Origin of the sequence: Cysteiniphilum marinum (assembly GCF_014857925.1) — a bacterium.
In the GTDB taxonomy this organism is placed as follows: Bacteria; Pseudomonadota; Gammaproteobacteria; order Francisellales; family Francisellaceae; genus Caedibacter; species Caedibacter marinus.
The window spans coordinates 1-26,795 of sequence record NZ_JACYVZ010000030.1; the positions used below are offsets into that span (position 1 = coordinate 1).

Annotated in this window: 24 protein-coding genes; 19 read left to right on the forward strand and 5 right to left on the reverse strand. The window is 37.3% G+C overall.

The genetic code is table 11. From position 1 onward, the window contains the following. Window positions 1-312: 312 nt before the first annotated feature. Genes IE867_RS11165 through IE867_RS11175 form a run of 3 tightly spaced genes read left to right on the forward strand, consistent with a single transcriptional unit; the run spans window position 313 to window position 4,820 of the window. A complete protein-coding gene (locus IE867_RS11165) occupies window positions 313-3,438 on the forward strand; it encodes a type I restriction endonuclease subunit R (protein ID WP_192484799.1) in 3,126 nt (1,041 codons plus the stop codon). Window positions 3,439-3,490: 52 nt separating this feature from the next. Next, window positions 3,491-4,414 carry an HNH endonuclease gene (locus tag IE867_RS11170; protein ID WP_203250305.1) on the forward strand — a complete coding sequence of 308 codons (924 nt, stop codon included), beginning with the start codon at window positions 3,491-3,493 and terminating at the stop codon, window positions 4,412-4,414. Next, window positions 4,404-4,820: a hypothetical protein gene (locus IE867_RS11175; RefSeq protein ID WP_192484800.1), complete on the forward strand. Its 417-nt coding sequence runs from the start codon at window positions 4,404-4,406 to the stop codon at window positions 4,818-4,820. Before IE867_RS11170 ends, IE867_RS11175 begins: the two co-directional genes overlap by 11 nt. Window positions 4,821-5,459: 639 nt before the next feature. Here IE867_RS11175 and IE867_RS11180 read toward each other — a convergent pair. From IE867_RS11180 to IE867_RS11190, 3 genes are all read right to left on the reverse strand, one after another. Beyond that, the gene (locus IE867_RS11180) at window positions 5,460-6,065 is read right to left on the reverse strand and encodes a recombinase family protein (RefSeq protein WP_192484801.1); all 606 of its coding nucleotides are present in this window, start codon (window positions 6,063-6,065) and stop codon (window positions 5,460-5,462) included. Continuing rightward, a complete protein-coding gene (locus IE867_RS11185; protein WP_192484802.1) occupies window positions 6,055-6,738 on the reverse strand; it encodes a Fic family protein in 684 nt (227 codons plus the stop codon). Before IE867_RS11185 ends, IE867_RS11180 begins: the two co-directional genes overlap by 11 nt. Before the next feature lie 171 nt (window positions 6,739-6,909). After that, window positions 6,910-8,508: a P-loop ATPase, Sll1717 family gene (locus tag IE867_RS11190; RefSeq protein ID WP_192484803.1), complete on the reverse strand. Its 1,599-nt coding sequence runs from the start codon at window positions 8,506-8,508 to the stop codon at window positions 6,910-6,912. Window positions 8,509-8,816: 308 nt separating this feature from the next. On the opposite strand from IE867_RS11190, the gene IE867_RS11195 reads away from it, so the two are divergent. The 11 genes from IE867_RS11195 (at window position 8,817) to IE867_RS11245 (ending at window position 16,445) form a co-directional block, all read left to right on the forward strand. Further along, a complete protein-coding gene (locus IE867_RS11195) occupies window positions 8,817-9,548 on the forward strand; it encodes a hypothetical protein (RefSeq protein WP_192484804.1) in 732 nt (243 codons plus the stop codon). Next, complete coding sequence (locus IE867_RS11200; RefSeq protein ID WP_192484805.1) at window positions 9,548-10,450, forward strand: Rpn family recombination-promoting nuclease/putative transposase; 903 nt, start codon at window positions 9,548-9,550, stop codon at window positions 10,448-10,450. The genes IE867_RS11195 and IE867_RS11200 overlap by 1 nt, the downstream gene beginning before the upstream one ends. Window positions 10,451-10,479: 29 nt before the next feature. Next, window positions 10,480-11,238, forward strand: coding sequence for a DUF7168 domain-containing protein (locus tag IE867_RS11205; protein ID WP_192484806.1), 759 nt, complete (start codon window positions 10,480-10,482; stop codon window positions 11,236-11,238). A 183-nt stretch (window positions 11,239-11,421) separates the two neighbouring features. Then, complete coding sequence (locus tag IE867_RS11210) at window positions 11,422-11,694, forward strand: hypothetical protein (RefSeq protein ID WP_192484807.1); 273 nt, start codon at window positions 11,422-11,424, stop codon at window positions 11,692-11,694. Between the two features lie 49 nt (window positions 11,695-11,743). Beyond that, the gene (locus IE867_RS11215; protein WP_192484808.1) at window positions 11,744-11,902 is read left to right on the forward strand and encodes a hypothetical protein; all 159 of its coding nucleotides are present in this window, start codon (window positions 11,744-11,746) and stop codon (window positions 11,900-11,902) included. Between the two features lie 492 nt (window positions 11,903-12,394). Then, a complete protein-coding gene (locus tag IE867_RS11220; protein ID WP_150468816.1) occupies window positions 12,395-12,760 on the forward strand; it encodes a hypothetical protein in 366 nt (121 codons plus the stop codon). A gap of 99 nt (window positions 12,761-12,859) precedes the next feature. Next, window positions 12,860-13,291, forward strand: coding sequence for a hypothetical protein (locus tag IE867_RS11225; RefSeq protein WP_192484809.1), 432 nt, complete (start codon window positions 12,860-12,862; stop codon window positions 13,289-13,291). A gap of 92 nt (window positions 13,292-13,383) precedes the next feature. After that, window positions 13,384-13,578, forward strand: a complete 195-nt coding sequence (locus IE867_RS11230; RefSeq protein WP_192484810.1) for a hypothetical protein — start codon at window positions 13,384-13,386, stop codon at window positions 13,576-13,578. A 116-nt stretch (window positions 13,579-13,694) separates the two neighbouring features. Then, entirely contained in the window at window positions 13,695-14,132 is a 438-nt protein-coding gene (locus IE867_RS11235) for a hypothetical protein (RefSeq protein WP_192484811.1), read from the forward strand. Window positions 14,133-14,346: 214 nt separating this feature from the next. Continuing rightward, window positions 14,347-15,576 (forward strand): hypothetical protein, encoded by a 1,230-nt coding sequence (locus IE867_RS11240; protein ID WP_192484812.1) that lies wholly within the window; start codon window positions 14,347-14,349, stop codon window positions 15,574-15,576. Beyond that, the gene (locus IE867_RS11245; RefSeq protein WP_192484813.1) at window positions 15,573-16,445 is read left to right on the forward strand and encodes a M20/M25/M40 family metallo-hydrolase; all 873 of its coding nucleotides are present in this window, start codon (window positions 15,573-15,575) and stop codon (window positions 16,443-16,445) included. The genes IE867_RS11240 and IE867_RS11245 overlap by 4 nt, the downstream gene beginning before the upstream one ends. A gap of 200 nt (window positions 16,446-16,645) precedes the next feature. On the opposite strand, the gene IE867_RS11250 is transcribed toward IE867_RS11245, so the two are convergent. Continuing rightward, window positions 16,646-16,996: a hypothetical protein gene (locus IE867_RS11250; protein ID WP_192484814.1), complete on the reverse strand. Its 351-nt coding sequence runs from the start codon at window positions 16,994-16,996 to the stop codon at window positions 16,646-16,648. A 150-nt stretch (window positions 16,997-17,146) separates the two neighbouring features. Between IE867_RS11250 and IE867_RS11255 the strand changes: the two genes are divergently transcribed. Genes IE867_RS11255 through IE867_RS11265 form a run of 3 tightly spaced genes read left to right on the forward strand, consistent with a single transcriptional unit; the run spans window position 17,147 to window position 17,972 of the window. Beyond that, window positions 17,147-17,365, forward strand: a complete 219-nt coding sequence (locus IE867_RS11255) for a hypothetical protein (protein ID WP_192484815.1) — start codon at window positions 17,147-17,149, stop codon at window positions 17,363-17,365. A gap of 51 nt (window positions 17,366-17,416) precedes the next feature. Then, entirely contained in the window at window positions 17,417-17,689 is a 273-nt protein-coding gene (locus IE867_RS11260) for a hypothetical protein (protein WP_192484816.1), read from the forward strand. 16 nt (window positions 17,690-17,705) lie between these two features. After that, window positions 17,706-17,972: a hypothetical protein gene (locus tag IE867_RS11265; protein WP_192484817.1), complete on the forward strand. Its 267-nt coding sequence runs from the start codon at window positions 17,706-17,708 to the stop codon at window positions 17,970-17,972. A gap of 94 nt (window positions 17,973-18,066) precedes the next feature. On the opposite strand, the gene IE867_RS11270 is transcribed toward IE867_RS11265, so the two are convergent. Next, window positions 18,067-25,830 (reverse strand): AAA family ATPase, encoded by a 7,764-nt coding sequence (locus IE867_RS11270; RefSeq protein ID WP_192484818.1) that lies wholly within the window; start codon window positions 25,828-25,830, stop codon window positions 18,067-18,069. Between the two features lie 223 nt (window positions 25,831-26,053). Between IE867_RS11270 and IE867_RS11275 the strand changes: the two genes are divergently transcribed. Next, complete coding sequence (locus tag IE867_RS11275; RefSeq protein WP_192484819.1) at window positions 26,054-26,332, forward strand: hypothetical protein; 279 nt, start codon at window positions 26,054-26,056, stop codon at window positions 26,330-26,332. Window positions 26,333-26,535: 203 nt separating this feature from the next. Further along, a complete protein-coding gene (locus IE867_RS11280; RefSeq protein ID WP_192484820.1) occupies window positions 26,536-26,787 on the forward strand; it encodes a hypothetical protein in 252 nt (83 codons plus the stop codon). Window positions 26,788-26,795 lie beyond the last annotated feature (8 nt).

Here is a 26,795-nt window from a genome sequence, read left to right on the forward strand (position 1 = left end):
GCAATTCAACAGGTAATACCATATCCAATTTCGTGAGCATTTTAAGTTCTTTCGGTTTAAGTTAATATCACAAAATTATAACAGATTTAACCCGTCCAACGGAAATAAGGATTGAGCCGAGAAGTGCCGCATTCTTATTTGCGGATTTTTTAAATCGTAACAATCGCTTAGTCAATGACAAAGGCGATTTTATCATTAATGATTCGGGGCTTGCAGCCTTAACACTCTTGGTTGCTGAGTCAGACCCTAAGCAAAAAGACCTGATGATTAAACTGATTATGAATATGTTATCGCCAAGAATAGGGACATAATATGAAAGAAGATAATATTGAAGCATTTGCAATTGATCTATTTAAAGACCTTGGGTTTAAGCATATACACGCACCAGATGTGGCACCTGATGATGATTATCCAATACGCTCAAGCTTTGAGGATGTGGTGTTGAGTGAGCAACTAATGATGTGCTTGCAGCAGCTTAATCCTCGTGCACGACCACAGTTGATTGATGATGCAATAAAAAAGCTGCTACGCGTTTCTTCAGATGAGCTTTTAACCGATAACGAAACAATACATGAGTACATCACCCAAGGAATAAAAGTTGAGTATACCCAAGACGGTAACACACGTGGGGAGATTATCAAAGTCATTGACTTTGACGATCCTAAACATAATACGTTTGCTGTTGTTAGCCAGTTTACCATCATTGAAAATGGACAGAATAAGCGCCCTGATTTAATCCTTTTTATTAATGGACTGCCTTTGGTGGTGCTTGAATTAAAAAATCCTACTGATGAAAATGCGACAATTTATAATGCTTTTGAACAAATACGCACCTATAAAGAAACAATACCAAGCTTATTTAAATATAACGCCTTTTGTGTGATAAGCGATGGATTAGAAGCGCGTGCTGGCACAATTTCAGCTGATATTAGTCGATTTATGAGTTGGAAATCAAGCGATGGACAGACTGAAAGCTCAAAAATTATCCCGCAGATAGAGACCTTGATACAGGGAATGCTAAACCCATCAACTTTACTCGATTTGATACGTAACTTTATTGTTTTCGAGAAAGACCAAAGCCAAGATGAACAAGGGCAAACACAGATTTTCACGATTAAAAAACTTGCTGCTTATCATCAATACTATGCGGTGAATAAAGCACTTGCGCGTACCGTTCAGGCAAGCCAAAAGGGTGGTGATAAAAAAGGTGGTGTCGTATGGCACACCCAAGGCAGTGGTAAATCATTGTCAATGGTTTTTTATACGGGCAAAGCTGTTCTGTCTTTAAACAATCCAACGATCGTGGTTATTACCGATAGAAATGACTTAGATGATCAACTTTTCGATACGTTTGCTAACTCAACAAGTTTGTTAAGACAACCACCTGTTCAAGCAGATAGTCGAGAAACACTAAAACAATTACTCAAAGTTGAAAGTGGCGGGATTGTTTTTACTACGATTCAGAAATTTCAACCAGAAGAAGGTAATGTTTATGAGCTTTTATCCCAGCGCAATAATATCATTGTCATCGCTGATGAAGCGCATCGTACACAATACGGCTTTAAAGCCAACACAATAGATGAGAAAGATGACAAGGGCAATATTATTGGCAAAAAGACGGTTTATGGCTTTGCCAAATATTTACGTGATGCATTACCTAATGCAACCTACCTTGGTTTTACAGGGACACCCGTAGAAGCAAAAGATAAAAACACCTCGGTGGTATTTGGTGATTATGTCGATGTTTATGATATCTCACAAGCGATCGAAGATGGTGCAACCGTTCCTATTTTTTATGAGTCACGTTTAGCTAAAATCAATTTAAGCGATGAAGGCAAGGTACTTGTTAAAGAGCTTGACGAGGAGATTAGCGAACTTGAAGAACTGCAAAAGCCAAAAGCAAAATGGACACGCCTGGAGGCGTTGATTGGCAGTGAAAGTCGCATCAAGGAAATCGCCAAAGATATCATTGCGCATTATGAGGCACGTCAAGAAGTCTGTGATGGCAAAGCGATGATTGTTTCCATGAGTCGTCGAGTTGCGGTAAGGCTATATGATGAAATTACTCGTTTACGTCCAAATTGGCATAATGATGACCTGAGCAAAGGTGTGATTAAAGTTGTCATGACAGCAAGATCAAGTGATGGTCCTGAAATGAGCAAACACCACACGAGCAAAAAACAACGTCGCATGTTAGCCAATCGAATGAAAGACAGTCAAGATGAATTAAAATTGGTGATTGTACGCGATATGTGGCTCACTGGATTTGATGCGCCTTCGATGCATACCCTCTACATTGATAAACCAATGCAAGGGCATAATCTTATGCAAGCAATTGCAAGAGTTAATCGAGTCTATAAGGATAAGCCAGCAGGGCTTATTGTCGATTACCTAGGTATTGCCAGTGATTTGAAAAAAGCATTATCATTCTATAATGACAGCGGCGGCAAAGGAGATCCAGCGGAAGCTCAAGAACAAGCGGTTGCATTAATGCTAGAAAAATTGGAAGTGGTCTCGCAAATGTTTCATGGGTTTAACTATGAACGCTACTTTGATGCAGACACCAGAGAAAAGCTGAGCATCATTCTTCAAGCAGAGGACTTTATCCTTGGTTTAGAAGAGGGTAAAAAGAGATTTATCAATGAAGTCACTGCCTTGTCACAAGCTTTTGCTATTGCTATTCCTCATGAAGAAGCCATCGATGTAAAAGAAGAAGTAGCATTTTTCCAAGCGATTAAAGCCCGGTTTGCAAAATTTGACGTAACGGGAGAGGGTAAAACCGATCATGAAATGGAAACTGCTATTCGTCAGGTAATTGATAAAGCCTTAATCAGTGAGCAAATTATTGATGTTTTTGATGCCAGTGGGATTAAAAAGCCAGATATATCGGTCTTATCGGATGAATTTTTAGCAGAAGTACAGGATTATCAACATAAAAACATTGCATTGGAGACATTGAAAAAGCTCTTAAATGAAGAAATTAGGGTGCGCTCAAAAAAGAATATTACTCAGGCAAAGTCATTTCAGGAGATGCTCGAGTCTTCGATACGAAGATATCATAACAAAGTGATTACGTCGGCTGAATTTTTGGAAGAGTTAATTAAACACGCCAAAGAGATGCGCAAAATGGATGATGAAAATAAAAACCTTGGGCTGACGGAATACGAGTATGCGTTTTATTGCGCGATTGCTGAGAATGAAAGTGCTAAAGAAGTCATGCAAACCGAACAACTAAGGGCGTTAGCCGTCGAGCTCTATAACCGTTTGAAGTCATCAGCCTCAATAGATTGGACAAAAAAAGAGTCTGTGAGAGCCAAATTAAGAGTAACCGTTAAACGTACTTTACGTCAGTTTGGCTATCCACCTGATATGCAAAAACTAGCGACAGATACCGTTTTAAAGCAAGCAGAAATGATTGCAGATGGTTTGTACAACTAAGAAAAAAATCATAAAGCCATGTAAATTGATTATAAAAAATGTAAGGGTCATAATGCATAAAAGTCAACAACACATCCAATACTCACCCTCAGATATAACGCTTTATATGGAAAGTTCTTTCGCCTCATGGATGGATAGATTTGCAAGTGAACACCCAGAGTTTTGCGCGACATACATGGATTCACTAGGTCAATCTTGTTCATTCAAAATACTAATATTTCTTGTGTTTCATATACTGCAAATGCATTATATGAAAGGTAGTCTTACTAAAAATTTCGTTGTTTGGAGAGAAATCAGAATGGCTATTAGATCATCAGAAATAAAGATTCTTTGGGGTAGAGCAGGAGGTAGATGCTCTATGCCTGACTGCGGTGAAGATCTGACATCGTTGGTTGAAAATGGTAATTATGTCGTAGGAGAAATGGCTCATGTAATTGGTAGAAAACCCACCGCTGCACGTGGAACTCACGAAGGAGGCGCTGATACATATGACAATCTTATTTTGCTTTGCCCCACTCACCATACCCACATAGATAAAGCTCCTGAAGGCACTTATACAGTTGAAATGCTACATGAATTTAAGAAGGATCATGAATCTAAAATAAGTAGCGCTGGTAAGACTGAAAAATTCGATAACTTTAAGAAACTTTGCCTAGCTGTCGCCAAAATATTGATTGAAAATAAAACTGTATTTGACGCTTTTGGCCCAGCGAGCAAAGTCGCACAAGCAGATCCAATGTCCAATGCATTCTTGGTTTGGGAATTACGACGGATAGACACCATCTTACCCAACAATAGGAAAATACTAAACATTATCGATTCGAATCAAGAACTTATTGAAAACGTATCAATTATTCAAGTGATTGAACAATTTAGAGTTCACGTTAAGTCTTATGAAAATCATGTATATCACACGCTCGACAACTATCAACTGTTCCCTATTGAGTTTTCGGAGGTATTTTATAATGTCAAGTAGTTCTAACAATTGGGGCGTCTCATATAGTCGTATTACTTGGCTAGAGGACGCTATTCAAAATCATGGCAACGTAGTTAACTACAGCAGGCATGATGATATCATTATGAAGTTTGATAGGAAAGATAGTTCTTCTATCGTTCTTATATGCTTAGACGAATATGCATTAGGTGAAGCTGCTGTGCATAGAGTTTTAAAGGAATTCCCAGAAGTAAACTACATTTCTGTTGGTGGTAACTGGAACGGCTACACAGAAGAAGCCAAGCAACTATGCATATCAAAAAATATAGGACTATTTAATGCTAGCGAACTATCAGGAGCTTTATATAAAGATGAGTTTTGGGCTTACCACCGAAGAGATGAAGACGGAAATCCAATTTATCCATACACAAAAGAAAGATCTACTTAGTGTTTATGGTTTCGGATCTTTTTTCCGAAGTAGCCATGCTAATGATTGTGACCTTTTATTAGTCGTTAGCAACGCTAGTCAAGATTTAGGTCAGCTTCATGCGGATCTATGCCATACGTTTTTTGAGTTAGGCGAAAAACTAGCTATCGACTTTGATCTAACAATCTTAACAGAACGAGAGCATAAAGCGTCGCTGTTAAGGGAGCATGATAGCCTTGTTGAGCTAGTTGTTTTACGCAATACTTAACGCTAGGCAACTACAAAGTGCTTTGAATATATAAAACAACATCATTTAACATTTTTAAGATTGAGTGTGCGACATTTGCGACAGCAAGCATGGAGACAGCCTACAAGACACTAAAGCACAAGCGATTATCTTTCGTTTTTAAATTGCGACATTATGCGACTTATATTTTTTAATATTGTAATATGTCCTTTATTTAGAGCATTTGTGCAATTTTATATGTCACAGAAAAGCTATGACTTTAATAATATTATTTGCGACTTACATTTATTAATGATTATAATATATTCTATTTTACCCAGCTAGCCAGCTAAAATCTTGGTAACTAAGATTTGCATTTCACTGCCGAATTGAATTTAAGTACAGAGAAGCTTCATTCTCTGTACTTAAATAAATTATCTTTTAATTTTATCTTTGTTTTGGTTATACCATTTATAATAAGTACGTGGTGAAACATTATTTTCCTTCAGCGCCTGGCGGATTGATTTGGTTTCACTGTTCATATAATCATTATAAGTGGATAAGCATTTTTGCTGAGTCTCTTTGGCTTGCCCTTTAGGTCTACCGCCTTTATTAGGGGATGCCCTTAATCCTTCAATCGTTCTTTCTCTTAACTTATTACGCTCAAATTGGGCAATGCCTGATAATATAGTGAAATATAACTCACCCATCGCAGTAGAGGTATCAACTTCCTCTTTGAGTGATTTAAATATCACCCTGGTATCTTTAAAATGTTCAATGAGATCAAACAAATCCTTAGTTGATCTACCTAATCGATCATAGCTATGAACAATAACAGTGTCACCAGCACGCAAGCGCGATAGCATGTCCTGAAGGGCAGGGCGCTTAGTGGTTGAGCCGGAGGTTTTATCGATAAAAATTTCATCATAGCCATGTTCTTTTAAGTCAACTTCTTGGCGGTCTGTTTTTTGCGAACGTGTAGACACGCGAGCATAAGCAAACACTTTAGCAGTTGGATTTTCTGATTTTTTACTGACCACTGACAAGCTCCATTGTTTCCTCAATCGCTGATTCAATAAATTGAGCATGTGCATCAATATTATTAAGAGAGGTCAAATATTCCTGACGATGGTCGTTTGTGATCAATGGTGGCAAGTAATTATTTTTGATTGCTTGATAAGTCATTAGTAATCTACCAACGCGACCATTGCCATCAGCAAAAGGGTGGATACGTTCAAAGATAATATGAAAATCAGCAATCATACGTATATCCATATTGGCTTCTGTGCGATAGAGTAGGTTGCCAATATCCTGGTCTATATTTTTGGGTGATGAGAGCTGGATATCAACACCTAATATTTGACGTTCATCTTTACGCCAAGCACCAATAGGTCGCTCAATGCGTTCGGGTGAAACCTTAAGCGCCTTATCAAAAAGGATGGCATGAATATCTTTTATAAAATCATTATCAAAGCGGTGCCCCGTGTTTTCCGCTTCACGTACCACAAAATCGAAGGCATCAGCAAAGCCTAGAATAACGAGTTGCTCATGTAGTGGTTTGTTGGGCGCGGTCACACCACTTTCTAAGAGTCTTTTTGTTTCCCCATAGGTTAGTGTTAATCCTTCAATTGCGTTTGAATGGTGCGTAATACTAACTCTTAGACTTCGATAAAGGTCATTTTTTTGGATAATGGTCAATTCTGATAACTTCATCTGGATAGCTCACTTATTTGTTATACATAAATATAGGGAACTGTATAATATTAGCTTTTTATTATGTAAAACGCAATAGTATAACGTAAAAACAGACTTTAAGCTGATTTGAATGTGATATTTAGAGGTTAGATTTTGACTATCGTAAAACGATCGTTTTTACATAGTTTATTATGCGGTAGCTTCAAGAGATTTTTGTTTTACCTTTGAAGAATTTGCGCGATAAAATAGTGGATGAATTATAAAAGCATTTCCCATATCTGTTATATCTAACTCTGGCTTATCAAAATTTGCATATATGATTAAATTTTCATGTTTTTTTATACCTAGAATTCCAATGACAAACCAGACTCGAATTAGTTCTGAAAATTCAAAAACAATTTCTGTATGACGCTCATCATCTACCCTGCTATTAAATTGTGTCAGATAATTAACAATATTATTGTGCACTGCTTGATTGACATCATCATGTGTGAACTCTATATTTTCAATATATGAAATACAATCTATATACTCTTTGATGTGAGGGTATAAACTTACCCACTCTTTTACTAATGCCTTTTTCCTTGATGAGAAGTAATTTTCTTCCGCTTTTAAAACCATTTCTTGGTTTAGTTCTGTGTGGCCATCACCTTCTGATAGACATTGATTTACAAAATCTATAGCATCTCTTGGCCTAAGCATCGTTCGTTTTATTATATATGAATCAGCCTTCTCCCCTCTAACTTCAAAGTTAAAAATATCAGCAAATTTCACGATCTCTTGTTTAGAGTATAAGTTGCGAATTAAAAGGTTAACTCTATTATCTAGAATCTCTCTTATTTCAGTCTCATTCCAACTTATTGGGATAATTAAAGACCGATCTTTTTCTTCTTGCCTTAAATTATTGGCATATATCCCCATAAGTATATCAGTGCGTATTGAAATTAATATTTTAACCGAATTTATATCTAATAAATCCTTAAAAGCATCGAGTAATGAGCTAATGAAATTATATCTAACATCAGTATCACTCAGCCAAGATTTATCTAGGTCATCAATACTTATAATAATTCTTATCTGCAGTTTCTCATCATTAAACTCTGATTTAATTAGGTTAATAAGCTCCTTCTGCTTTTTTAGTAGTTCACTACTTACGTATGTAGCTGTTTCTCGTTGTATGGTTTCGATTGATTCACTGGTTGAATTTCCTCCAAACCCAACAGATGATAATATGCCTAACTTACCTGATAGTTCTTTTTCCATACGTTCAGTAATCTCAGAAACGATATTATCATTAAAAAAATTGTCTCTATATTTATCTACATACTCTCTAGCTAGTTCGATATTGTATTTTTTCTTTTTGGAAGATGGATAGTTACTAAGTTGATCATAAAATTTAGTGCCTGAATGATTATATAATAAATCAATAATTTTAACCAAAAGAACATGAATCCATAAAGATTTGTAAAACACTCGCAAATTAACGCCTTTATTCATTAAATTTGAAATAAATATATTATTCTGGATATGCTCAAAAACTGTTGATTCAGCTTCTATAATGGCATTTTCTTTAATACTTTGATCATTGGAAAGTTTTTTAAGTAAAGCTGTTTTCCCTGACCCTGTTCTACCAACAATAATTCTACGTGTAAAGTCATTATTTTGTTTATCAAACTTCAATAATGTGTCATACATTTCTGACTTTAAAAAACATTCATCAAGATAGCTATCGTTTTCCGCATCAAGATTGCCTATAGTGGCATTTTTCCTGAATTTGTATGTGGTCATTATCAATTATGCTTCCGTACATGCAACTTTGGCGGTGAATTCTATAAGAAAACATTATATACGTACAGAAAAATCATGAAAATAAGTTTTGTTCTCTGTATCGCAAACGATCGTTTGTGATACAGGCGACAAAACAGCTAAATCAATCGTTAAAACTGTCTCAAAACTCATATTATAATTTATGTTTTATAAACGGGTATACTGGATTTCAATAAGTCAGATGCAATACCAGCTATGCGGTATGTGGTCATATATCCTCAAAGCAAAGCATGTTATTATACATTCAAGAAAATTAAGGAATTATATTTATGAGAGCTTCTGCTGAAATGATTACTGATTATAATGGCATGCGTAAAATAGGAAAAGAAAGGATATACCAACAGGCTATTACTTTTATTTTGAAAGATGATATGCTCCGATGTGCTAAACGATTGTCCTTATTGCAGGGTGATAGCTCATTATTGATCAATACCGAACATGAAATGAATGTATTAGTAGACCATTGCTTATACAATTACAATAGGGATGGTTACTCTGCTATTCAAAGAGCATATAAAAAATTAAGGCACGAGTACTCAGAGTCTGACTGTGCAAAATTTAAAAAGTTTTCAGAAGCATCGTTTAAGTTTGTACGTGCTGTTGATGTTGAGGGTGATGATACGGTTTTGGTACGCGATATACTGACTTCAAAGGAATATCTTTTAATTGATTATGGCTTCAATAAAACAATCAAGGACAATGGTCTAGCGTATGGAATGATTGCTAACTTTATAGATTGTGATGATTACATAATGTCAACAGGAGCTTCTATACCAGTGTCTTTAGATTCACAGTCAAAAGAAGCACAGCAATTACAAGAAATAGCATCAAACTATATCGATAAAAAACAACAAGGCATTGCTACAAATGTTGACTATAAACAAATGATTACTGATTTATATAAATTATGTTTCCATGAAGAGATGATTATGCTTGTGCCTTCAGCAACCGTTCCCTTTGGCAAAGAAGCGCTTAAGAAAAAAGTTGAGGAAACAGAATAATGGCCGATCGTCATGATGGGGTGTTTAAAGATTTAATCAGTAATAGAGATTTTGCAATTTCTTTTCTGCAAAATTACATGCCAGCCGAGCTTACAAGCCTGATTGACTGGGATAGTGTTATATTAGAATCAGCTAATGTTGAGCATATTCGTCAGCAACAAAAAGCAAATAAGAAAACTAAAGAGCAGTCCGACTTAACTTTTCTCTTTAAATTCAAGGACGGTAAAAATGGCGCTGTCTTTGTACACATTGAGTCTCAAACAGGAGACGATGGCACGATTGTTATTCGTACTCGCCATTACCAAACATCTTATTTGCTTGACTACATTAAGCGACACAAAACAACAAAAGACTTGCCTTTAGTGGTATCAATTATTTACTACGCCAATCAAAAGCCATTTAGTCATAGTCTTAACATCAATGATTATTTTGCCAATAAGGTATTAGCTCAAAAATATGCTTTTACTACGCAATTTGTCGATCTTAACCGTTACAGTGACGAAGAAATTTTAGAACATGGCTTCATTGCTGGTTTTGAGTTGATATTAAAAGCAATTAGAGAAAAGAATATTGATGGCAAACTTGGCATTGCTATCAATCAGATTGAAGCTTACGATCATTTTGCTCGACAGGTTTTGATTCGCTATATGTCGCAATATTCGGATATGGAAACTGACGCATTTTATGATAGAATTATCGATAGTAAACCAGATTTAAAAGGTGATGTCATGACGGTAGCACAACAATGGGAAAAGCAAGGTGAGTTGAAAGGTAAGCAGGAGACAGCACGCACTATGCTATCTGATGGTTTATCAGTTGATATGGTTGGCAAGTACACTAGCCTTGACCTTGACACAGTACTTAAGCTTAAAAATGAAATCGACAAAAAAACACAGCATTAATAAACATTAATACTATGTTGAATTACGATATGGAAACGTCAACAACCGACTATAAAAAACAAATCGAAGCGCATGCCGTTGATTACTTCAAAGGCCTTCATGTTGGCATGCCACCTTACATGATTGCCCGTACCATTTCCTTTTTTGAATTTTCCTTATCAAAAAAAGAACTCGTTGATAACGATGATGATGAAATAACACATTCTGAGTTGCTCCCTTTTTCAGTGGATTGGCTTATCAATTTAAAGCCTATATTTTTTGGGATAGCCTGTATCTATGGCACAAAACCAATTAAGCTTTTTGATATTGAAGCTCAGCCTGATAGGTACTCTATATCTTATGTTGGATACAAAGGTAATGTTCACGCATGTTACGTATCTTTGAAAAAATTATTTGGATTTGCTAAAGAAATACGCCAACAATATATTGATTCTTTAAATAAGCGCATGAAAGACTCAACTAAAAAAGAGCGTGCTGATGAATTTATGTATGATTGGATTGAGAAAATGGCATCACACTTAAGACCAACTGCATTAACTGGCGATGATTTTAGTCACCTTGATGAATATATTGCAAAGACTTTCAGGACAATGGAAGAAAGACATCAATGTGATAAGCTGATCGTTGATTTTCTTAGAATCATTCAGAAAGGTGACGATAAAATGACTTGTAAAGATGTAATGGATAGATATCTTGAAAAAACGGGGCACTCACTGAAGGAATTACAACAACAGAATGAAGAATTGGGAAAAAGTCCTCTTTTAGAAGAATGGTCTGAATACAGTTAGATTTCTTAAACTCAATACACTCGAGATATGGAAGTTTTTCCGTTTTTTTAACCACGATCGTGGTCGAAAAACAGGAAATAATTGTGTTAACCATCAATGATCTTTTAGCAAAAAGGATTAAGCATATTCATTTTAGTCAAAGTCATATATAATATAGCTTTGTAGGTTAATAGGTTAATATTTTTGGCAACCAAGAAGAAAGCAAAGGCGCGTAACAAGTCAGGAAAAATTAAAGCCTGGATGTGTCATCTCAACTGCAAATTCTCAAAACCAAATGATGCCAATATTTATATTGAGCGTTGCGCCATCAAAGTAGGATTAAGTAATCTTGCTGAGGCGAAAGAAACAATGGCTTTGCATGAGGCTATTGTAGATTGGATAGAGATGTTAAAAACTGAATCTGGCTATCATAAAGATATTGAGCTTAAAGTAGAACGCTGGGAGCCAATACGATAATATTGTTTTTTAAATTAAAGCTAAAACTCATACGATAAGGAGCAATGCAATGGATGCAAGTCATGGATTAACTGATGAACAGAAATTACAAGAAGCAATTGCAATGTCAAAAATTGGCGTGCCATTATCTGTCATTGCTAAAATAATGGATGTGCCATTAGCATCAATTAGTAACCTAAGAAATGAAAAGGCAAATTGCAGCGAATAAAAACTTTACAAAACTTTCATTTTTTTGGCTTTTGCCTCTTCACTCCGATCGGTTTGATTTGCTATGATCAAGTCGATGACAACCATATAGACCAATCCAGTTATACATGAAAAGCTTTGGTTGTAGCTGCGATGAACTCAAGTAATCGTATGTATAAAGGGGAAGATTTAAGGTGTTGTATATGAGGTTAACGAATATACAGTATGCATCATAACTTAAGTCTTTGAAAATAACGGTAGTAAATCATATAAGTGAAGACCTTGCATTGCTTGAGTAGCTTATATGTTTTGTAGTGAAGAGTCAGCGTAAATAACTGGAGTAACTATAAAGTGCTATTGATGATGCCTATACCCTGCTTAGGTATAGTCGTGATGTTTAACAATTGAATGTCACACATTAATTATTGTGTGATCATTGTATTAGCCAGCGGGCTTTTGTCCGCTGGGCAAATGTTCTCTGGCTGTTGTCTAATCCATAACAAAAGGAGAACGTATGCAACTTAAATATGATAGACTATCTTTATATGAAGCATTGATACATATTGACCTACCGCACGAGAAATCGCGACAGTTGGTTGATATTATCGCCAATGTAAAGATTGAAAATGTTTATGCTAAACATGAGGTCGATTCTATGTTAACTGATGCAATGAAAGAAGTGCTCAAACAGCATGATAAACATTTGGAATCTGTTGAAAAACGGATGACAGCATTTAGTCATGCAGTTGAAAAGCGTATGACCGATAACAGTGTCGCCATGGAAAAAAGACTCACCAGAGAAAATAGAAATGTCATCGTTTCTATTTTAATTGCAGGTCTATCTATCGCCGCTGCGATCATACTGCAAGCACATCTTTAATCACACAATTATCATCCCAAGGGAGAAGCATTACTCCCTTGGGAGCATTGTTATTCTCCCACATCGTAACTTTTAAATTTTTACCATAAGGAGAATACCATGCAAAATATAGGAAGTAACAGACTAGATAATTTAGATGATATTGAGTATGTCACTAAGCAACTTGAAATCCTTATTCGGAGTTCATTTAAATTAGTGCTCGATCTATGCAAAAAAAGCGAGATGACATTGGAAAACTATTCTTATTGTATCTCTGCTGTAGCGTTATGTGATGCGGTAAGTGTTAAAATTATCGATAAGCTGGTTCTTGCAGCTGAAATAGGATGGCAAAAGCTTGTCACTACAGCAAACAAGGATTATGCGACAGAAACACTTTCAAGCACACTACATAGATACATCAATTGTGAGATTAAAACACTAGATCAAATGGACACGATTGATGATATTTATAATGCGCTTTTTAAAATTGATAACGATTCTATTGAATTTATATCAAGCTATGTCGTCAATACTTCTCTAGCTGTTAAATAATTCTATAAAACAACCAACCCACCAGGGAGACTAGCAACTCCCTGGTGGGCATTGTACGTCTCCCATTAGCCAAAACTATAAGGAGAAATACAATGAAACATAAACATCAAGGTCAATCATTAGCGTTACGTACAGCAAAAGTTTTGATGCTCGATCGTGCGCAAATAAAAAAAATAAAGAATGACGAACCAACGCAACCAAATACCTATGAAAAAATGCTGAATATAAAAAATATTAAAACTCAGCCCATCTCAATTACACCGTATTTGAGAAGATTATGTATCTGATTGCATAGATGTTTTAATAAATAAAATAACCCTTGGGGGATGTTAATCCCTCAAGGGATTGTTATCTCCTTAAAGGGTTACAAACTGAGTAAACCTAATCTTAAGGAGATGACAAAATGACCATAAATAAAAACAAAGCTTTTTATTTTATTCCCAAATATCAGGCAGCAACGCTTATCTACGATAATATCGTCAAGTATCAACCTCAACTTGATCACTTAAAAAAAGCATTAGAGAGGTGTCCAGAGACCTACCAAACGGAAAGTCAAAAGATACCCGATAAAGTTGCCTGGTTGCACTACTATCATCCGACTGGATGGCACTGGTATGTGATCGAAAAAGATATCTGTGATGAACAGTTACAAGTATTTGCACTTGTTTCAGGTCACGATACTGAGTTTGGCTACTTTAGTATTCATGAGCTCAGAGAAATCGCAGGTGTTCTAATTGATCTCAACTGGAAGCCAAAACCCTTGTCTGACATTAATGAAATTAGCCACTTTGTGGCAACGTTCATTAATGAAGTTGAAGTTGATAATAGTGAAATAAAGTAAGAAGTATCACAAAGCAGTTTTGTTTGAGCTCACAACTGCTTTGTAACCCACATCCATAAGGAGAATGTAAGTTAATTATATGGCGATATGATTTATTTGCAATACTTTTCTTATGTGATGTGACATAAATGCGTCTTATTGACGTGATAACCCTACAGGGAGAACATTCCCTGTAGGGGGTATTCTCCCTGTTTTATGACATAAGGAGAATACCATGTCACAAAATACAGATAATAAAACATTGAAATTACCTGAGATAATTAATGCAGTATCCAGTGAATTTCTCCACCTACTAAAGCATCTTGATCCTGAGTTTACCATCGAAAATATCACTTTTGATGATAAGATTGCGATCTACCGCAAGGGAGCTTTTCTAGGATTAAACAATGATCAAAGTAGATTAGCCTATATCCCAATTGCTCGCTTGAATCGATTTATCCTTCCATCAGCATTGCCTAATAGCAACCCCATCTTTATGGAGCTGCTATTGCCATATAATGTTGGCTCTAAGGCGTTAAGAAGCAGTTTTGCCGTACAAACGACAGTTAGAAGAGCATTAACTGCGACAGGTGTAATGATACCTGAAAGCATGATTGTTAAACTTGAGCAACATTTTAATACACCAGATATCTCAATAAGTCACATCAGTGAAGGCATTGCAGCAATTTATGCTTTGCCAAAACCTGATGGTGGCTCACTGGGATCATCTTGTATGCAAGGCTGTAACAAAAACTGGTTTGAAATCTATGACAACGAGCCTGCCATTGGTTGTCTTGTTGCCAAGGATAATGATGGTCAGTTGGTAGGTCGAGCAATCACCTGGCAAGTTGATAGTGGTGCGACTTGTTGTGATAGACGCTATGGCACATCATCTTATATTGAAGAAGCGATTGTAGCCTATGCCCAAAAAAATGGCATGTACTACAAAAGCAATAACAATATGGATACGCCAGAATCTTGGGTCTGCAATAATAGCACTCTGCCTTCTGTATGCCAGACAGTCACATTAAAACAAGAGGAATATCATCATTATCCTTACATGGATACATTTAAGTATCTTAATACCTATAATGGTGAACTCAATTGTTTTGATGATTGTAACCATGATGCAGAGCTCACATCTACCAATGGGTATCATAACAACTTAGGATACTGCGAACGATGTGACACCCATTACTCAAGCGATCAGATCAGATATGTTGATCATATGGATGTGTGTGATGATTGCTTTGATGAGTATTATACCAGCTGTGATCAATGTGATGAGTACGTACATCGGGATAAAATCACACCCGCCCAAGGTGATCGCTATGTTTGCCAAGATTGTCTAGATAACGATTATGTATGTTGTGATGAATGTACTAGCTATGTCCACACAGATGATATTTATCGTTTTGACTGTGGTGATATATGTCCAAAGTGTATTGAAGGAGCGCGCCCATGAAACATTTACAGCGCTTATTCAACATTTTAAGTCTTGGCAATCAAAATGCCAAGGCAGCATATATCAAGCAACAATATGGCAAATACTTTCATCAGGATGAATATGGTAATCTCTACCTTAATCGTGATTTTCGTCAGCAGAAACCCTATCTTGTCGCACATATTGACACCGTGGATGAGCAACCGACTGCTAAGCAGATCATTGTTGATCCTTACGCACAAATCATCAGTGGCACACGCCATGGGAAACCATGCAACCTGGGTGCTGATGATGGTGTCGGTGTGTTTGCAGCATTGCAACTTTTTGATCTACTGGATATAGGTGTTGCGCTCTTTAAAGATGAGGAAGTTGGCTGTATTGGCTCAAGTCATGCAGACAGTGATTATCTGAATGCAAGCTACTTAATCCAACTGGATCGCAAAGGACATGAGGATCTTATTTTTAATGGCGCTGGCACGATCATGGCCAGTGATGATTTTATCAACGCTGTTGAGAATATTGCTCAAAATTATGGTTACACTTCACAGCTTGGCGGCTTAACGGATGTCGTTACTCTGTCTGATCAGGGTATTGTTGAGGTATCTTGTATGAATCTATCTTGTGGTTATTACAAACCACATACCAAAGATGAATATATTGATATCAGACATATGCAAAAGGCGATTGATTTTACACACAGTATTATCAATACCCTTGGTAATGAGATTTTCCCGCATAAAGCAATAAGAGAATGGGAGTCTGATTACCATCATAAGCCTAATAAAAATATCAGATGTTTCATGCAGGAGCTTTTAGCCACCAATATGACGGATGAAGAAATCTACGATGAGCTATATTTCTTCATGAATGATTATGATTGGTACTACTAAAGAAACTGAAAAAATAAAAAAAATAAAAAAACTCAAGCTGCATTGAAAATAATGATCTGAAAAATAGGAAAACTTTAACATATGCTTTTCGAGCAAGTATGCTTTGCATCTACGCTATTAAAATAAGCATATGTTAAAATTCCTCAATGTGTGACATGATTTTGTTAAACTGAGTATATCATTTTCACCTTTTTTACTTTTTACTTGTTTTTATTTTGAGCGGATTTACTATTCTTACGCTTATTTTTACCATTTTTATCAAGCAATTGACTGTTTTCTGGTATAGCCTCCATAGCAGACGACAGGATTTTAAACTCATCGCATAAAACGCCATACGCGTCATTTTGCCGCTTAAGCAAAAGATTTTCCTGATAAAGATTGAGCCAGCTTTGCGCCACAGGTGGCACATGTGGTTTTTTACGCCAACCTAAAACAGTGTCATAGCTATATCCTGTCACCTGACAAAAGTCCTTGATTGATCGTATATTTTGGCTTTTATCTTTAGCCAGCAGCTGAATAGCACGGGTAAATTCACTGTAAGATAGACTCATTTAAAAATAAAATATAAATTTTAATGTCTATATGATTGTATTTTTATTCATGTATGTCAATATATTGTTGATTAATGTCTATTTGCCATTTATAATAATTAAATCAATGAAATGAACGTTTATAAACAGTCTATAAAACAGGAGTATACAGTGAAAAAATATCAGGTATCGATTGAAAATGCACAAAATCATTATGCGTTAAATACATTTACACGGTCTTTTGATGATGCAGCACAAGCAGAACACTATTTTGTGGAATTATTAGAGTATGAGTTTTTTAAAGGATTGGATGTCAATGTTAAACTTAAAAATACTGAAACCAATAAAACCCTAAAACATACTAACCTAGTAACTGTCATTGCTTCTTAAAATGATAGATTTTACACCAAATTAAGTAGCTTTATTCTAAAGGTGATAAGAATGAACAGAGTAAACAATATGAATAAAAAGTACCTTGATAAAAAAATAAGGACTTACAAGCAGATTAGAAATTATATTTACAGACCATACTTTACAATTGTCGAGTTCGCATTAATTATCGTTGCAATAGTGACTTCTGTAGGCATTTTCTTCATGAGAGAGTTGTCTCTGGAGCTTGGTTTTATTGGTGTAATAGCAGTCGTAACTTTGTGCGGTAGAATTTTTAAAAAATACAAAGAGAGAGCATTCATAGACTCACGACCAGATCTATAAAAAAGGAAATAAAAAAATGATAATAATAACTACATTATGGTCGTTGGCACTAACTGTATTTTTCATATTATTGGTAGTAGGGTTTGATAATCCTAAGCTTAATTTTGCTATTTCATTTTATGTGCTAATTGCAATTTCTTATTCAATATTTGAATATTTTAATGTAAATACTGAATATGTTATATATACGCTTGCAGGATGCGTTGTAATCATTGGCATTGTGTTTTTTTCTGTACAAGTTTATGACCTTTTTAAAAAAGATGACGCTATGAGTGAGAATTAGTTGTAGAAATTTAAACTTCATCTTTTAACACAAGTGCTACTCGAAATTTTAGCTCACTCATTTCTTTTATGAATACCAAGTCTATCTATCAACCTTATTCACCAACATCATAACCCTCATCATGAGATTGTGATTGTCCTTTGGCTTTAGATAATTGCTGCTGGACTTTATCTCTGTGGTGTCTTGCATAAATATCTATCATCGTTGCCACACTGGATAAGGCCATTGGGCTGCCTGACTTGGCAATAACAGCTTCAATTTTATCATCGGTTAAATTAAAGTCTGTACGCTCCCCAGGGTAATCAAGCTCATACTTAACCAATGCCTGTATATCAGATTTATGTGCCTGTAGCGTTTCATCTGAATACTCTCGCAACCAGTCATTGATATACGCATCACCATCGATAAACTCGTCACGATTTGCCATATAGCGCTTGGCATACATAGACATCGCATCTTTAGTTTCTTGCGAAATGCCAGGTGCAGATTGACTTAATTGCAATTGTGTTCGGTCAACACGGTTATGTAGTCGATCTAATCCCATTTGCTCAGAAATATCATCAACATGCTGGTGTACCAGGACATCATTCCAGTCGGTCTTTTTAAAGCCTTCAATATTTTGTGGCAAGATGACTCGCGCATCGATCCCCTGCGCTTTTAATGCAGCTTGCGCCTCATACGTCAAAGCATAAGATTGTGATGTCACACCATCATTGTCCCCTGCAATAATCACCTCACTAGGGTTAAAGCGCTCAATCATATCTTTCATTTTACCAATATTAGCTGCCGAACCACACGCCGTTAAAACGGTGGCTTTGGGATCAGCCATCGCAATTGATGCTGCGGTTTCTGGACCCTCTGCAATATATAGTCGTCCTTTTTGCCCTTTCTCAGCAGCAATATTCACAAAACCTGCTGAGCCAGAAATAACACCCAACGTCAATTTAGGGGTATCCATAAAGCTTGGCTTGTCTGCTGTTTTTGGGTCTAAGTAAATACGCTGCACACCGGTTAAGCCTTCTTTCCCGTAGACAGGAACCACGAGCATTGGCAGTTTATTGGTGAGCGTTTGCCCATCTTGTTCATAGACCCACGCACCCTTAGGTAAAAAGCGCATTTGCATTGTGTGAATAGGATAAATAGCACGATGCTCTTTTAAGTAACGCTCAGCTAAAGTGTCTTTTAATGGCACAGTCGCAGACCACAGCTTTTGCGCTTTGGCAATTTCAGCAGCACGTGTTCTTGCCGCTTCTGCTTCACGTTGTTCCGCCATTTTTTGTGGATCATAAATTTCAGTGGTTTTAACCGTTTCAACTTTAAGCCCTGCAAAAATAGCCGCCATCTCAAAATGACTCATGCCCGTTTTTTGTTGCGGGAAGTTTTCTCTGAACGCATCTGCTGGTTGGCGATATTGATCTTTGACGGGATCATACCATTGACCTTTTTTCTCTCCACTTAACATCACCATGCGATCATGTTCATATAACACATAATCCTGTGTCGCTTTCATTGGCTGACCAAAGGCATAATCATAAACATCTAAACGAGCATAAATGGCATTGTTAATCGCTTTTACATCAAAACGCGTCACCTCTCTTGGCTGCATTGGCGCAGTAGAAAGGTTAGAAGAAGCACTATTTGCAGGTGCAATTTCATTCGCTGCATGAGTTGCCTTAAGATGATTAAGAACCGGAACACGCTCACTATACGCTTGCACCTGGCTCCATTTGACTTCCTCAAATTGCAGCATCGACTCATAACGTGATGGCCACTTGCTAAATTGAACAGCTAAACTGTGGCGCGTTTGTAAAAGCTTATCATGGTAAGCACCAGGATGTTTCACATAACGCAAACGACGATCCGCATCAACATAGCGCAACACCTCATCATATAGCGGTCGCTGATCAGCACCTAAAGATTGCTTAAATTCGATTTCACGCGCGCGTATCGCATCAATATAGTAGCCTTTCTGATAATCAGTAGCATGTGCTTTAAAGGCTTTATAGACCTGTCCTTTGCCATAATCTAATGATAAATCAAGCGCCAACATTTGCGCTAAGACCTGATTATCCTGGTCTTTAACTTTGCGGTATTCACCAACATCAATCACTAACTGATGGCTATGTGCTGCCTTATTGAGCTTGAGCACATCGATACGCTTAAAGGTGTTTTTCAATAACTCATCTTTAAATTGACCGCTACTAACGTAAGCTTTGTGCGCTTTTTCATTTTTAATATCGCTCAGATGAACTGCTTTAGCTTCTAGCTCGGCAATATTAATAGTTGGGTTTTCAAGTCGTCTCACTTGACGAATTTGCGCCCATGCCTGCTTGGTTTTTTCCATTGCAATATCGTAATCAGCCAACGCTTGATAAACAGACGCTTTTTGCGGGTCATTAATTGCTTTAAGACCTTCGGCATATTGATGTTCAAGTGCCTGTATTGAAATGGTTTTAATATCACAATCTTTATGATTTTTCAGATAAAACATATGCTTACCAAGATTTTGCATAATCTCATAAGCAATGGCTTTGTCCTTCATACCTGACTGTAGATAGGTATCAATACGATCTTTAGCTGCAAGACGCGCTTCATGCAGTCCAACATGATAAATAAAACGTTTTGAATAAAAGTGCGGGAACTTATCACGCAACTGATTCTGACTTTCTGCGTCAGTTGCTAAAAGCTCAGGATTTTTTTGCGCAAGCTTGTAAGCCATTTCATTACGTACGGCAATGGTGTAATAGTAATTCTCTTTAGAGCTTGCAATCTCTGCTTTAAGTGCAGCCTCTTCAATATTTTCTTTACCCACGTTAGTCGCTTTTCTAAGCTCAACCAACTGTGCTTCAAGCACTTTGAGTTCTTTCGTTTTATCCGCAACCGTACGACAAATATCACTGTGTTCAGTAATCGCATCAAAGGTTGCTTGATCAGCGGCATTTAATGTCGCGCGTACCTGGCGCAATTTCTCAGGCAGTGCCATCTTATAAAGTGGCAACCACAATAAGCCTGTCTCACGCGCTAGACCATAATAGCCCTTACTATCCTGAGTAAACTGGTAAGCCAGTTTTTCTAACTGTACTTGCGGTGTTTTTGGATTCAAATAGGCTTCGATCTCTAAACGCTTAGTCTCTCGGGTATGCGCTTTCTCAATACGCTCAATCGTTGTTTTTAAGCGTGACTCATCTTTGATCTGATGCTTAAGAATAGATTGGTAATCAACGCCCTGCTCAACAAGCGCATAAGCATAACGATCGGCTTGTCTGGCAAATTGCACTGAGGTGTTAGCGTAAGCCTGTAAGTGCTTTGGTCTAAACACAGAATCAACATAAACATGACCATCAAACGCATGTTGCTTTTTCTTATAATAGCGATAGCTTTGATAAGACGCATCAAGATAGTTTTTAACTAAATGTATATCCTGATGCTTGGTTGCTGAAGACAGCTCACGAAGTAATGTCACCTTCTCAAGCTTTCTTACATCCGCTTTCGCTTGTTTGTAAACATGAGCAGCCTGTAAGTGATTACCATAACGCTTGCCATCTGCTAACAACGCTTTAGCTTCTTCAAAGCGTGATACACGCTGTAAAGCCAATTGATAACGACGCACACGATCATAATTACCCGCAGCTTCACGTAATCGCTCCAGATCAATCTTCGCAAAATCGATGGCACCACTATACTGATCAAGATTTTGTACAATATCATATGCCAGCGCATCACGTTGATAAGCATAATGCTGCGCCATTTGACGTAAAATGTCTTTGCGATCATTGGATTGTTTATGTTTATGTTTATGTTGATCTGCACCCTTTTCTTTATCATTAAGTGAAGTAAATGAGCTAGAGATAGAGGTAGATGAAGCATAAGCTTTCTGTTGATCAGCTACGCGATAAAATGCTTGCCAGTTTGATCGAGCATGCTTTGCCAATGTCAGATAATCATTAATCACATTGACTGATTGACGATATGCTTTGGTGCCTCTTAAAACCTGTAAGCGTCTATCAAAGTGCCAATTAGCAATATTGATATCCTTCCAGCCATCATTAAAAGCATGCTCAACATAGCCACTCATCATCGCAAATTGTGATTTGATCTGATGCGCTGTCATGATCTGACCAATGAATGATGCATCAGATGACCTAAAGCGATCAATCAGATCATTTGCGGTTTTATGCTCTATAGCATGTAACCCAAGCTTAGCCTGGTCAATTCGGAAAAAGTCACCGACTTCTTTTGCAACATCAGAAGATGCTAAGGTTGAAGCAACTGCATTTCTCGATTGCCTTAATAAAGCACAACGCCTTGAAACTGCCTCAATTTTTTCTTTATGCTTATTCTCATTCTCATCATTACCAAGATGATCATTACTTGATGATTTCAGACTACGAAGCTCAGCATAGCTTTCAAAAAGCGCATGGTTTCGTTGAATATAATCTCTGGCATCCTTGATAAAGACGCGATACTCCACACCAAAGTGCGCAAAGGCTTTTTCATACTGAACATTCGCCGCCTGATTGCGTAGCTCATTGATAAAGTCAAATGCTTGCGTCTCTGTATCAAAAGCTTTAAAGATATGCCGCTGATAACTACTCAGATCATTAATGATCTTAGCCGCTTGCTCTGGCTGCCATAGCTGCTTAAGTGTATAAGCTTTAGCAAGTGCGTGAATTTGCTCATGCTTTTCATAAAAATCATACGCCTTGTTAAGTGTGGCACTGGTGATACGATTCGCATGTAAGCTTTCCGTCAGATCAATGGTGTTGTTTTTAATGCGATGAGCTAACACACCATGATCAACTTGCGCCTGATAAAGATCATCCCACAAGCCTTGTACTTCTGGATCATTTTGCGCATCAGCCAGTGTACGCTCACCCAATGCCTCATTAATGGCTTTAGATAACTTGGCAATTTCAATACGCTTATCCGCAAATGAGGCAACAATTCGCGCTTCTTCTCGAATACGTAGCATCTCGCGCTGTTCATCACTAATAGCTGCTTCTTTACGTGCTAGCGTTTTCTCAACATAAGCCTGATAATTCGATAAATATAGCCAGGCATCATGTAACTTATCCGCTGTTTTAGAAACCAAGCCTGCGGCACGCTCCGCAATATGCTCACCATCAAACCCACGGTTAATCGCAAAGCGTACCGGATAATCATAAATATGATCTTTTAAGCCACCGCGCGTAACCACTTCTTTAACATGATCAAGATCATTAAAGGTTTCACCATCAACAAATAAATCAAAGTTCTCTCGATGACGTGTACCACCCACCAGAAACAAATGACGATCCCAACCCACTGAGTCAACATCAGCAAGCGTATGATCAAAAGTAGCACCCTGTAATTTATGAATTGTCGCAGCATAGGCATAGTTAAAATGATTATACGCAGCCGGATCAAACGTAATGCTTTGCCCTGATTTAAGCGTCACAGTAACGTGATTTTCATCAACAGCACTCACCGTCCCCATAAAGCCATTCTTAACACCAAGCTTTTTATCATTGCGCGTAAACAATAAACGCTCACCAACAGCAATGGTTAGCTGCTTGTGATTGTCGTTCTTAAAGCGCACACCACCGTCAAGCTTTCCTTGTCCAACTAATCGCTCCCGCGCCATCTTATTAAGCGCATCAATACTGTCATTCTTATGCGCTAACATCATCACTTCAGATAGTGGTGCGCCAGCATCAAGATGTGACTGCCAGCGCTCAAGCATCGCAGTATGTTTGTCTTTACCCTGATCATAAAAATGAACATGGCCATGCGATTGATAAAGATCAAAACCTTTACCTGTATCCTGCGTTTCAAAATGAACCGTTGCCTCACGTTGCCAGTCTTTCTTCTGACGAATAATATCCGTCATCTTAGAAGCACCAACTTCATCAATGATTGAACGCATCGATGCACCTGGTCCAATCGGCTGCGTTTGCTCATCATCACCAATACCAACAAGCTTCGCTTCGGCTTGCACTACATGCTTCATCAAGCGATGCGCATCATCCAGTGCCAGCATTCCAAACTCATCAACAACAATAATATCACGCTTAGATAAACGTAAATGCCCTTTATCTAACTGATACAATAAAGAGGCTGCGGTATGTGACTTAATATCAGAAGAAGATTGAAGCTCAGCAGCTGCCGCACCAGATAGCGCCGTACCGACAACATTAAAGCCCGCTTTTTGCCATATCTCATTGGCAAGCTTCATCATAAAGCTCTTACCCGTACCAGCAAAACCAACGGTCACACCAATCGATTTACCTTGAAGTAAATGACGTAATGACTGCTCTTGGGTTGGGCGTAAATCATAAGATTTTAATACTTTGGCAATGTCAGTATCATAAACATGAAAGCCTTTACGTTTATTAAGCGTCCTGGCCATATCACGCAAATCGAGCTCTTTATCAAAATGCAGCTTGGTAGTATAGCTGTCTCTGCCATCAATACCAACACCCAAATAGACCAGTTTCTGATCTTGAATAACCTTCTGATACACCGCATTAAAGTTTTGTGTACCCACCTCATCATGCTCAAAAACTGATTCTTTGATCTGCTTATCACTAAAAATTCCATGATTGGCTTCGAGTTTTTCAATCACTTGATATGTCAAAGCAGATTGTGAAAGCGGTGAGCTAGTTTGATTATTAACCAAATCTGCCTGATGAGCACTTACCGTATACTTATCAACATCACCTTTAATGTCAGAGAATAGACTAGAAATCACACTATTTTGAGCAATCGAGGAAGTGCTATTTTTTGAGTCAGCAGCTATTTTTGCGGCAGAATCATGAGAAGGTAACTGACCATTGACAGGATTTTTAGGCGCAGTGTCAGTGTCATTTGTGGTTTTAGCTGCCAATGGTAAAGGTGAAAAAGGAGAAACAGCTTCATTTTGTTCACCCTTCCCTAGCGCCTCATCTGCACTTTCTTCTGTCTTTTCTGTTATATTTTCACTTATCTTTTCTTTTATTTTTTCTTCTTTTTCTGTATTTTCATGCTGCTGACTTTTAACAATACTCAACACGTCATTCGGTACTGCAAAACGGGATAACTCCTCTTCAACATGTGCTGAATCAATGCAAACATGTTCCTGCTCAAGCTTCTTAATAATGATCTCTGGATTGTCTTGAATCTTTAATAAATTCTCAGCTTTGATTAATTGATTTTGCGCTAGTTTATACTTTTGATGTTCGCTATCTTTCATATGTTTAGCTTTGCCAACTTTCTTCATAGGCACCAAATCAAGACCACGATCAATATAACTTCTATGATCAATTTGAACATCTAAACCTTTGCGCTTTGCAAATTCATTGACACACTCAGACCACTCACTTCTAACCTTAAGATACATTTCCTTAAGCTCGCCCATCTTCAATTGCATCTTGTTACTGAAACCTGTTTCAGTTAATTGACGCATGGGCATTAAAATATGAAAGTGCGGATTGTTCTTTTCCCAGTGCATGGCAACATCAGCAAACATGCCATCAATAGCAATATACTTTGTAACAAACTCATCAACTAACTCTTTGGCATCAGCAAAACTAAATTCCAACGGAATAGAAACATCATCATGAAAACAAAGTTGCGCACGTGGATGCTTTTCAATAAGTTCTATGCGATTCCATATTTGATCAGATAGCTCTTTACTTGGATCAAACTTTTTTACCCATTCAGGAGCATTCTCAGGCAAATAACTCTTTTTGAAAACAACGTGATTCTTATCACTAAAATCAATTGTCTTATCTAGGCGTATACACTTTTTTGATTCTCCACGAATGTAAGCTGCGGCAAATACCGCATTAAAGCCTTCTGCTCGCTTACCGAAGTTTCGGGAGTAGTGATAAATCGCCATCTAGTACAATTCAATCCTTATATTGATACCCTGTACTTTAGCAGATCGCACAGTAAGTCGCAAGACTTACACAAGTGCGCATTAGGTTAGGAACGCAAAAACCAAGATGCCGATCTGGTCACAACCTAATGTTCTAATGAATTCGCTACGCTCATGTTTTCATAAGAGTCCTTTGCTGCTATCATAGACCTGTCATAATCAGATTAAAATTAAGGAAGTTTTGATGGCTGCCAAGAAAAAGACACCACAAGAACGTAAAGCGGATATTCAAAAGCAAATCGATGAGCTTAAAAAACTGGAAGCAAAGATTGACAAAGATCGCGCTGATAAAGTTGGTAAGTTGGCACTCAAATATGGCGTGACTGATCTGGAAGATGATATCATCGAAAAAGAGTTTAAAGCCATTGCCGAAAAATATAAAGAAGATAAAGAGATGCTAAACAAATTGGATGATGAAGTAAAAAAGTCATCATCAGACTCAACCGCAAGCGCACCGAGTTAACCACCCTTTCAGTACGTGAACGTAAAAAAGACTCACGGCAAAAGTTCTTAATAGGTCTTGCGTTTGAAAAAGCAAACCTTGAGTTGTTCTTAAAACCACAATGCACATTTTGTAAATTATCAGCAGACAAGGTCTGCCATTATATAAACTCATCATTTGCAACAGCAATCTGCAAAAAGGCAATCGAGTTAATTGAGAGTAATGTGCAAGAGCATGATTTTTATAAAATCGGTTCTGCGGTTTTTAATGCGCGTAATTATGAATACCACAGTAGTAAGCGTGATCAACTCTTCGCCCTCTTTGGCCAGGAGTACGAGAAAATACGTTTCCACAATATTGTGCGTTTAGGTGGTGACATCATCGCATCAGGATTGAGTGAGTATCACAAAGCAACCGTGGTGGGTTCAATCCATTTTATCGCCAAGCAATATTTCAACGTGGATCATACACTGTAAAGTCAATC